This window comes from Actinomadura sp. 21ATH, from assembly GCF_041951345.1.
Classification (GTDB): domain Bacteria; phylum Actinomycetota; class Actinomycetes; order Streptosporangiales; family Streptosporangiaceae; genus Spirillospora.
Genome location: NZ_JBGNUR010000002.1, coordinates 107,247 through 116,235, shown reverse-complemented (window position 1 = coordinate 116,235; position 8,989 = coordinate 107,247). Strand labels below are relative to the sequence as shown.

General features: G+C 73.8%; 11 protein-coding genes and 1 riboswitch. Of the genes, 6 read left to right on the top strand and 5 right to left on the bottom strand.

Annotated features, from left to right (window positions below):
* Positions 1 to 38 precede the first annotated feature (38 nt).
* Together ACA361_RS07200 and ACA361_RS07195 are read left to right on the top strand one after the other, a co-directional pair.
* Positions 39 to 932 carry a polysaccharide deacetylase gene (locus tag ACA361_RS07200; protein WP_375011021.1) on the top strand — a complete coding sequence of 298 codons (894 nt, stop codon included), beginning with the start codon at positions 39 to 41 and terminating at the stop codon, positions 930 to 932.
* Between the two features lie 30 nt (positions 933 to 962).
* Positions 963 to 1,553, top strand: coding sequence for a hypothetical protein (locus ACA361_RS07195; RefSeq protein WP_375011020.1), 591 nt, complete (start codon positions 963 to 965; stop codon positions 1,551 to 1,553).
* Here the strand turns inward: ACA361_RS07195 and ACA361_RS07190 are convergent.
* Positions 1,532 to 3,034: an FAD-dependent oxidoreductase gene (locus ACA361_RS07190; RefSeq protein ID WP_375011019.1), complete on the bottom strand. Its 1,503-nt coding sequence runs from the start codon at positions 3,032 to 3,034 to the stop codon at positions 1,532 to 1,534. The genes ACA361_RS07195 and ACA361_RS07190 overlap by 22 nt on opposite strands.
* A 149-nt stretch (positions 3,035 to 3,183) precedes the next feature.
* Between ACA361_RS07190 and ACA361_RS07185 the strand changes: the two genes are divergently transcribed.
* On the top strand, positions 3,184 to 3,546 hold the full coding sequence (locus ACA361_RS07185) for an ArsR/SmtB family transcription factor (protein WP_375011018.1): 363 nt from the start codon (positions 3,184 to 3,186) through the stop codon (positions 3,544 to 3,546).
* Between the two features lie 7 nt (positions 3,547 to 3,553).
* Here ACA361_RS07185 and ACA361_RS07180 read toward each other — a convergent pair whose 3' ends face one another.
* Entirely contained in the window at positions 3,554 to 4,648 is a 1,095-nt protein-coding gene (locus ACA361_RS07180; RefSeq protein WP_375011017.1) for a flavin-containing monooxygenase, read from the bottom strand.
* Between the two features lie 88 nt (positions 4,649 to 4,736).
* On the opposite strand from ACA361_RS07180, the gene ACA361_RS07175 reads away from it, so the two are divergent.
* Entirely contained in the window at positions 4,737 to 5,105 is a 369-nt protein-coding gene (locus ACA361_RS07175; RefSeq protein WP_375011016.1) for an ArsR/SmtB family transcription factor, read from the top strand.
* A 48-nt stretch (positions 5,106 to 5,153) separates the two neighbouring features.
* On the opposite strand, the gene arsB is transcribed toward ACA361_RS07175, so the two are convergent.
* Both arsB and ACA361_RS07165 read right to left on the bottom strand, forming a co-directional pair.
* Positions 5,154 to 6,143 (bottom strand): ACR3 family arsenite efflux transporter, encoded by a 990-nt coding sequence (arsB, locus tag ACA361_RS07170; RefSeq protein ID WP_375011980.1) that lies wholly within the window; start codon positions 6,141 to 6,143, stop codon positions 5,154 to 5,156.
* Between the two features lie 131 nt (positions 6,144 to 6,274).
* Positions 6,275 to 6,562, bottom strand: a complete 288-nt coding sequence (locus ACA361_RS07165; RefSeq protein ID WP_375011979.1) for an ArsR/SmtB family transcription factor — start codon at positions 6,560 to 6,562, stop codon at positions 6,275 to 6,277.
* Positions 6,563 to 6,665: 103 nt separating this feature from the next.
* On the opposite strand from ACA361_RS07165, the gene ACA361_RS07160 reads away from it, so the two are divergent.
* Positions 6,666 to 7,073 (top strand): arsenate reductase ArsC, encoded by a 408-nt coding sequence (locus ACA361_RS07160; RefSeq protein ID WP_375011015.1) that lies wholly within the window; start codon positions 6,666 to 6,668, stop codon positions 7,071 to 7,073.
* 349 nt (positions 7,074 to 7,422) lie between these two features.
* A riboswitch (cyclic di-AMP (ydaO/yuaA leader) is annotated at positions 7,423 to 7,584 on the top strand.
* Between the two features lie 9 nt (positions 7,585 to 7,593).
* Complete coding sequence (locus tag ACA361_RS07155) at positions 7,594 to 8,241, top strand: hypothetical protein (protein ID WP_375011014.1); 648 nt, start codon at positions 7,594 to 7,596, stop codon at positions 8,239 to 8,241.
* 79 nt (positions 8,242 to 8,320) lie between these two features.
* Here the strand turns inward: ACA361_RS07155 and ACA361_RS07150 are convergent, their stop codons facing one another.
* Entirely contained in the window at positions 8,321 to 8,896 is a 576-nt protein-coding gene (locus ACA361_RS07150; protein ID WP_375011013.1) for a TerD family protein, read from the bottom strand.
* Between the last annotated feature and the right edge of the window lie 93 nt (positions 8,897 to 8,989).

Here is an 8,989-nt window from a genome sequence, read left to right as displayed (position 1 = left end):
CGATCCATCCGGCGAACTCCTCCGAACGGAGCCTCACGATGACCGAACGGCAGCCCTGGCAGTGGGACGAGCGGACCTGGCGCGGCCATGTGGCGCGGGTCCGCGCCGGCCGTTCCCTGCGCCCCGCCTCCTGGCCCGGCGGCGCCCGCGTCGCGGTCGCGCTCTCCTTCGACTCCGACCACGAGACGATCTGGTTGCGCGGCGGCGCGACCGGGCCGGGCGGCCTCGCGCAGGGCGAGTACGGCTCCCGCGTCGGCGCCCCCCGCGTGCTCCGCCTGCTGGACCGCTTCGGCATCCCGGCCTCGTTCTTCATGCCGGCGGTCTCGGCGCTGCTGCACCCGGACGAGGTGCGCGACTACGCCGCCGCCGGCCACGAGGTGGGCATGCACGGCTGGATCCATGAGAGCAACGCGCTGCTGGACCCGGCCGACGAGCGCGAGCTGGCCCTGCGCGCCGCCGACACCCTGGAGAAGCTGTCGGGCACCCGCCCGGTCGGCATCCGCACCCCCGCGTGGGAGTTCTCCGACCACACCCTGGAGATCACGCGCGAGCTGGGCCTGCTCTACGACTCCTCCCTCATGGCCGACGACGAGCCGTACGAGCTGCTGGCCGACGGGGAGCCGACCGGCGTCGTGGAGATCCCGGTCGAGTGGATCAGGGACGACGTGCCGTACCTGCTGCTGGAGTACGGCGGCATGCTGCGGGCGTGCCCGCCGCCGCGGGACGTGGCGGGGATCTGGCGCGACGAGTTCGACGCCGCGCTCGAGGAGGGCGGGCTGTTCCAGCTCACGATGCACCCGCACGTCATCGGCCACCGCTCCCGCATGGCCGTGCTGCGCGAGCTGCTGGAGCACATCGACGCGCAGCAGGGCGTCTGGTACGCCACCCACGCCCAGGTCGCCGAGTACGTCCTGGAGCAGGCCTCGCGATAGTCACCGGGGACCGGACGAGGGGAGGGAACGATGCTGTTCAGGCGGGAGGTCCTGGAGGGGATCGCGGGCGGGCGGATCGACCGGGTGTTCCGGGTGTGGGCCGAGCCCCGGGTCCGCGCGGGGAGCACCCAGCGGACCTGGGCGGGGATCGTCGTCATCGACTCGGTCACGGCCGTGACACCCGAGGAGATCACCGAGGAGGACGCGCTCCGTTCGGGTTTCGCGAGCCGCGCGGCGCTGCTCACCGCCCTGTCCAAGAGCACCAAGGAGGGCGGCTACCACCGGGTCATGCTCCGTCTGGGCGGCCCCGACCCCCGATCGGTGCTTGCCGGGAACGCCGACCTGACCGACCGGGAGCTGGCCGGCCTCGCGGCCGAGCTGGACGCCATCGACGCCCGCAGCCGCCGCGCCCCCTGGACCCGCGAGGTCCTCCGCCTCATCGAGGAGCACCCCGGCCTGCGCGCCGTGGACCTGGCCGAACGGCTGGACCGCGACAGGCTCCCGTTCAAGGCCGACGTCCGCCGCCTCAAGGCCCTCGGCCTCACCGAGAGCCTGGAGACCGGCTACCGTCTCTCCCCGCGCGGCGAGGCCCTCATGGCCTACCTGCGCTCGCCGGAGTAGCCGTGCTCCCGTCCCGTGGCGAAGCCCACCGGGGCGCCGAGGGACAGCGGTTCCGGCGCGCTGGAGCCGCAGCATCCGGCGGCCGCCGCCTCGTCCTCGGCGGGCGGGTCGGTGGAGCACACGCCGGTCTCGGGCAGGTCGAGCCGGACGGTGTCGGCGGCGGCGCGGTCCCCGGCGAGGGCGGCGGCGATGGAACGGACCTGCTCGTAGCCGGTGGCCATCAGGAAGGTGGGGGCGCGGCCGTAGCTCTTCATGCCGGCGATGTAGAGGCCGGTCTCGGGGTGGGCGAGGACGCGTTCGCCGTGCGGGGGCACGGTGCCGCAGCTGTGGAAGTTGGGGTCGATCATCGGGGCGAGCCTGACGGGGGCCTCGGTGGCGGGGTCGAGCTCGGTGTGGACTTCGCGGAGCAGGTCCAGGTCGGGGCGGAAGCCGGTGGCGGCCACCACGGTGTCGGCGCTCACGGTCCGCTCGCCCGCGGGAGTGGCGCCGGTGACCCGCACCGTTCCGTCGGCGGGGGAATCGAGGGAATCGAGCCGGGTGACGGCGAACGAGTGCACGAGCCTGATCGCGCCGGCGTCGACCGCCTCCTTCAGCCGGGCGCCGAGCGCGCCGCGGGCGGGGAGCCCGTCGGCGTCGCCGCCGCCGTACAGGCGGGCGGCCGAGCCGCCGCGCACCGCCCAGGTGATGCGGGTGCCGGGCGCCTCCCCGGCGAGGCGGGTGAGGGAGAGCAGGGTGTTGGCGGCGGAGTGGCCCGCGCCGACGACGAGGGTGTGCTTGCCGGCGAAGCGGCCGCGGTCGCGGCCGAGCACGTCGGGCAGCGGGCCGGTGATGACCGCCGCGGCCTCGGTCTCGCCGGGGGCGGGCAGGCCGGAGTGGCCCAGCGGGTTGGTGTTGCGCCAGGTGCCGGAGGCGTCGATGACGGCGCGGGCGCGCACGTCGCGGATCTCGCCGGCGGTGTCGCGGGTGCGGACCAGCAGCGGGTGCTCGTCGCGGCCGACGGTGCGGGTGGCGTCCAGGCCGTCGCGGGTGACGGCCAGGACCTCGGTTCCGGTACGGATGTTCGCGGCCAGCGCGGGCACCCGGGCGAGCGGCGCGAGGTAGTCGCGGACGAGTTCGGCGCCGGTGGGCAGGGCGTCGGCGGGCGGGGCGGTCCAGCCGGCGGCCTCCAGAAGGCGGCGGGCGGCGGCGTCGATGTCGTGGCGCCAGGGCGAGAAGAGCCGGACGTGGCCCCATTCGGAGACGGCGGCGCCGGCGCGTTCGCCGGCTTCCAGGACCAGGAAGGGCAGGCCGCGCTCGGCCAGGTGCGCGGCGGCGGCCAGCCCGACCGGCCCGGCACCGATCACCACGACCGGCGGCTCCTGGCCGCTGCCGTCGCCGCCGGTGCCGGTGCCGAGGACGGCGGTGGCCTGCTCGGCGGCGTCGGCGCCGGTGGCGGGCGCGCTGCCGCAGCAGCCGCCGGGCCGGGGGGTGTGGTCGTTCATCGATGCTCCTGTGCTCGAAAGGATCGGCGTGGCCGACGATGCGGTGAGGCGTGCGCGCACGGGCCGGTCGGCGCACGCTCCTTGGTTAGAGATTCTTCGAAGCAAGGCCCAGCTTGCAACCTTGCCTAGATGGATGTCAAATTAGAGGCATGTCGAAATCGCTCGAGATCTCGGACGTGTCCACTCCCTGCTGCACCCCGTTGAGCGACTCGGCGCTGTCCGAGGCCGAGGCGGCGGATCTGGCCAGGGTCTTCAAGGCGCTGTCCGACCCCGTGCGGCTCCGGCTGCTGAACATGATCGCCTCGGCCGAGGGCGGCGAGGCGTGCGTGTGCGACCTGACCGTGCCGTTCGAGCTGACCGCTCCGACCATCTCCCACCACCTCAAGGTGCTGCGGCAGGCCGGGGTGATCGAAGGGGAACGGCGCGGCACCTGGGTGTACTATCGAGCGATCCCCGAGGCGCTCACCCGCCTGTCGGGCCTGTTCGCGCTGCCGTCCGGGGTCCCGGCCTGATCCGGGCTCACCGGCGGGCGCGCTCGGCGGCGCGTACCGGCCCCGGGCCCTTGCGCAGCCGGTCCAGGACGTGGCGGGCGTCGGCGCCGACACCGCGCAGCGTGGCCGAGGCGAACGAGCGCTGCCATTCGAGCCCGGCGAAGCCCAGGCCGGGGCACGCCGGGGAGACGCCGCCGCGGTGGCGCGGCCGCCCTCCGGTGTCCAGCGCGCCGTCGAGGCCGGCCAGGTAGTCGACGCCCGGCCGGTAGCCGGTGGCCAGCAGCAGGACCTCCACGCGCTCGCGCGTGCCGTCGGCCCATTCCACCTGGTCGCCGTCCAGGCGGGTGAACATCGGGCGCCGGTCCGGATTGCCGGTGGCGATGGTGGCCCGGTAGGCGCCGGTGTCCATCACCGGCGTGCCCTTGCCGCCGGCCAGCAGCGGCCTGGCCCAGGGCGCGGTGTCCAGCCCGGTGCGCTGAAGCCAGATGTGCGTGTCGCGGCCCAGGACGCGCTGCGGCAGGAAGCGCAGCGGACGCCGGGTGGCCAGGGTGACCCGGGAACCGGCGGCGGCGAGTTCGATGGCGATCTGTACCGCCGAGTTCCCGCCGCCCACGATCACCACCCGCCGGCCGGCGAGCGGGCCGGGGCGCCGGTAGTCCGCCGAGTGCAGCACCGTACCGGTGAACGACTCCAGCCCCGGCAGGCCGGGCCGGTGCGGGGAGCTGAACGCGCCCGTCGCGGCCACCACCATCGGGGCCCGCAGGGCCGCGCCGCCGGCGGTGCCGATCTCGTATTCGCCCGAGCCGGTCACGGTGACGCGGTCGACCCGGTGGCCGGTGCGGATGTCGGCGTCCAGGGCCGCCGCGTAGCCGGCAAGGTACGCCACCACCTCGTCGCGTACCGGATAGCCGTCGGGGTCGCCGGGGAAGGGGCGGCCGGGGAGGGCGCTGCGGCGGGCGGGGGAGAACAGGGTCAGGCTGTCGTAGTAGTGCGGCCATGACCCGGCGGGGGTGCCGGCGGCCTCCAGGACCACCGCGTCCAAGCCCATCGTGCGGGCGGCATGGGCGGTGGCGAGGCCCGACTGGCCGCCACCGATGATCACGACATCGCTCCGGTCTGCCATGCGCACAACATAACGTAATTTAGTGAAATGACAATATGACGATGCATGGCAGGATGGGCCGGGCAGGAGGAGAGGGGGGCGGGGCGGCATGGCCGACGCGGGTACGAATGCCGGCGGCAGCGGTACGAGCGGTTGCGCGGGCGCCGTCCAGCCGAGCGAGAAGCTGCGCGACTTCCTCAAGGGACTGGCCGGCGAGCAGCGCCAGCAGATGCTGGAGCTGTTCGCCGGGGGGATCGAGCTGACCGTCGGGGCGGTCGCCGAGCGGCTGGGCATCGCCCACTCCACCGCCTCGCAGCAGCTCGCGCTGCTGCGCCGCGGCGGCCTGCTGGCCTCCCGCAAGGAGGGCAAGCAGGTCTACTACCGCATCGACACCCCGGCGGTGGAGGCCCTGCTGACCGAACTCCGCGACTACTTGCGCGCGTGCTGCCCGCCTCCCGGCGCTCCGGCCGCCGGCTGACCCCGCCGACCGCCCCCCGCCGGACGCGGGACGTCCGCGGCGGCGGCGTCAGTGCCGCGGTGCGGACGCCGGCATGCGGCGGCGCAGCCACAGCGAGACGTACACCAGCCCGACCAGGACGGGGACCTCGATGAGCGGGCCGACGACGCCGGCCAGCGCCTGGCCGGAGGTGACGCCGAAGGTGGCGATGGCGACGGCGATGGCCAGCTCGAAGTTGTTGCCGGCGGCGGTGAAGGCCAGGGTGGCGGTGCGGTCGTAGGGGAGGCCGGCGGCGCGGCCCAGCGCGAACGAGCCCGCCCACATGATCGAGAAGTAGGCCAGCAGCGGCAGCGCGATGCGGGCGACGTCGCCGGGCCGCGAGGTGATCTCGTCGCCCTGGAGCGCGAACAGCAGCACGATGGTGAACAGCAGCCCATACAGCGCGACCGGCCCGATCCGGGGCAGGAAGCGGTTCTCGTACCAGTCGCGGCCGCGGGCCCGCTCGCCGGTGCGGCGGGTCAGATAGCCGGCCAGCAGCGGGACGCCGAGGAACACCAGCACATTGATGACGATCTTGCCGATGGAGAAGCCGGCGTCGTCGGTGGCCAGCCCGAGCCAGCCCGGCAGGACCTGGAGATAGAACCAGCCCAGAAGGCCGAACGCGAGCACCTGGAAGACGGAGTTGAGGGCGACCAGGACGGCGGCGGCCTCGCGGTCGCCGCAGGCCAGGTCGTTCCAGATGACGACCATGGCGATGCAGCGGGCGAGTCCGACGATGATCAGGCCGGTGCGGTATTCGGGCAGGTCCGGCAGCAGCAGCCAGGCCAGCGCGAACATGACCGCGGGACCGATCACCCAGTTGAGCGCCAGCGAGGAGAGCAGCAGCCGGCGGTCGCCGGTCACGGTGTGCAGGCGGTCGTAGCGGACCTTGGCCAGCACCGGGTACATCATGACCAGCAGGCCGAGCGCGATCGGCACCGAGATCCCGCCCGCCTCGATCCCGCTCAGCGCCTCGTCCAGGCCAGGGACCGCCCGGCCCAGCAGCAGTCCCAGCGCCATCGCCGCGATGATCCACACCGGCAGGAAGCGGTCGAGCGTGGACAGCCTGCCGACCGGCCCGTGCTCGGGGCCGTCCGGCCGGGACGCGGCGCCGCCATCGGCATCGGCTTCGGGCACGGAACGGGACGCGGTCACGGGCAGGGCCTCTTCCGGGAGTCGTCGAGCGTGGTGCGGGCGGCGCGCGCCAGACCGTGCAGCCGCTCGGCGAGCGCCTCCAGCGGTTCGGCGCGCAGCCGGTAGTAGGTGAAGCGGCCGCACGGCTCGGTCTCCACCAGCCCGGCCTCGCGCAGCACGCGCAGATGGTTGCTGATGTTGGTCTGCTTGGCGCCGGTCTCCTCGACCAGGTGGCAGGTGCACAGCGCCTCTCCGGCCAGCAGGGACACGATGCGCGCCCGGAGCGGATCCGCCAGCAGGCGCATCACATCAGGGTCGACTGATGTCATCATGCGCTGATACGTTACCAGGGTGGTTCGCACGGGTCGGAGCGCGCCCGCGGCTCCTCGACGCAGCCAGGGAGATGTCATGTCCGCCAAGCCGAGCGTCCTGTTCGTCTGCGTGCACAACGCGGGCCGTTCCCAGATGGCCGCCGCGTACCTCGCCCATCTGGCGGGCGGCGCCGTCGAGGTCCGCTCGGCGGGCTCGGCGCCCGCGGACTCCGTCAACCCCGCCGTCGTCGAGGCCATGCGCGAAGAGGGCATCGACATCACCGCCCAGAGGCCCAAGATCCTCACGGCCGACGCCGTCCAGGCCAGCGACGTCTGCGTCACCATGGGCTGCGGCGACGTCTGCCCGGTCTTCCCCGGCAAGCGCTACCTGGACTGGCGGCTCGACGATCCCGCCGGCCAGGGCGTCGAGGCGGTCCGCCCGATCCGCGACGAGATCCGCCGCCGCGTCGAGAGGCTCATCGCCGAGCTGCCGATCGCCAGGTGACCGCGGCCCGGCGGTGTGGCGGGCCGTGCCATGCCGGGCGGGCCGTAGTGTACCCCTCTGAGCTGGGGCGATGATGATTTTGGGGGCGTTTGCCTTCTTTTGGTGGTTGCACTAGCTTGTCGTCCACCAATGCGCCCCCCAGGCGCTTTGTCCCCCCTGCCGCGCCCGGTCTCTCCGAGACCTAGTAGTCAGGCCCTTCCCATGCGCACGCCGCGGCGTGCGGGGCCGAGTGCGCCGGCAGCCGCTCTCAGAGCACGCGGTCCTCGCATGGCCGCATGACCCATACAGCGCCGCTCTTTCGCGCACGGGACACCGGGTCCCGTGGACGGGCGCCCCGCGCCCAAGGATCGCAGCGGCAACGCCGAGTCCGCCGTCATGGCGGAGCCGGGGATCCACCGTGCGCGCGACCTCGACGGTCCGCGCAGGGGTGAATCGGCCCGTTCCAGAGCCGTAGGGCGACTTCCACGTCCGAACCCGTCAGCTAACCCGGTAGGCGTCCTGGAAGCCAAGGAGTCTCCCCTTGCAAGGCAAGCACAGCAAGAAGCGCGGCCCCCTGGGCCTGTCCCGCGGCACCGCCGGCGTGCTGGCCGGCCTCGCCGTGGCCGGCGTGGCGGCGACGACCGTGCAGGCGTCGGCCGGATCGTCCGACCCCGGCGGTGGCGAGAGGGCCGCCGCGGTCGCGACCCTCTCCGCGAAGAAGCAGCCCGCCGGGAAGGAGGCCGGGAAGGAGGCCGGGAAGAAGGCGGGCGAGGCCCGCGACGAACGTTCCGAGGTGATCGCCCGCGCCAGGACCTGGCGCCCGCACACCGACCGGAGGATCCCGTACAGCCAGAGCGACTACCACGACGGCTACCGGACCGACTGCTCCGGCTACGTCGCGATGGCGCTCGACCTGCCCAAGCCGGGCCCGAACACGGTGGGCCTCACCTCGTCGAGGTACACCGAGCGCATCAAGATGTCCGAGCTGAAGAAGGGCGACCTCGTCATGGACGCCGAGGGCACCAACACGACCCGGCACGTCGTCATCTTCGAGAAGTGGGCCGACGAGGACCGCACCTCCTACTGGGCCTACGAGCAGCGCGGCCGGTACGGCACCGACCACCGGACGCGCGACTACGGCCTGGACTCCGGCAGCGAGTACAAGGCGTACCGCCCGAAGAAGCTGTGAGCGGACGACGGTGAGCGGACGCCCCGCCGGAACACCCGGCGGGGCGTCCGCCCCCGCGCGCGAACCTCGGGGCGGCCCGTCACCGCGTTCTGGCGGTCTCCGTCCGGCCTCCGTACCGGTCGGTGATGCCGTCCAGGCCGGTGGTGAACCCCTGCCCCAGGGCCCGGAACCGCCAGCTCCGGTCGCGGTGGTAGATCTCGGCGAAGAGCATCGCGGTCTCGGTGGAGGCGTCCTGGTCGAGTTCGTACCGGGCCAGCTCGTCGTGGGCGGTCAGGCGGACGTGGGCGCCGAGCACGTCGCCGAACGTTCCGGGACGGCCGTCGGCGCCGACGACGGTGGCGGCCAGGTACACCCGTGCCGCGGTGTCGAGCGCCGCGAGATCGACGCCGATGCGCGCGGCGCCGGTGCTCTCGGGCTCGTCGCCGTTCCGCAGGTAGCGGATCCCGCCGTCCGGGAGTGCCGGTGCGCCGGCGTGGACCAGGAGTCCGGCGGCGGTGGCCGTCTCCTGAGTGCCCACCACGAGGGCGCAGGGATCGATCCGCCAGTGCGCGAACGCGGGTTCGCGGCGGCGTCCGAAGGCGACCAGTAAGGGCACCGGGGCGGCGGCCGCGTCCGGTATCGGAACGCTGCCGCCCTTGGACAGGTGATGGGTCATCGGGCTCCTCGGCCGGGGACGGACCGTCTCTCGATCGCTGCCCGGCGTCCCGGGCAAGTCCTACAGTCCCCGCCTTCTCGCGCACGGCAAGTC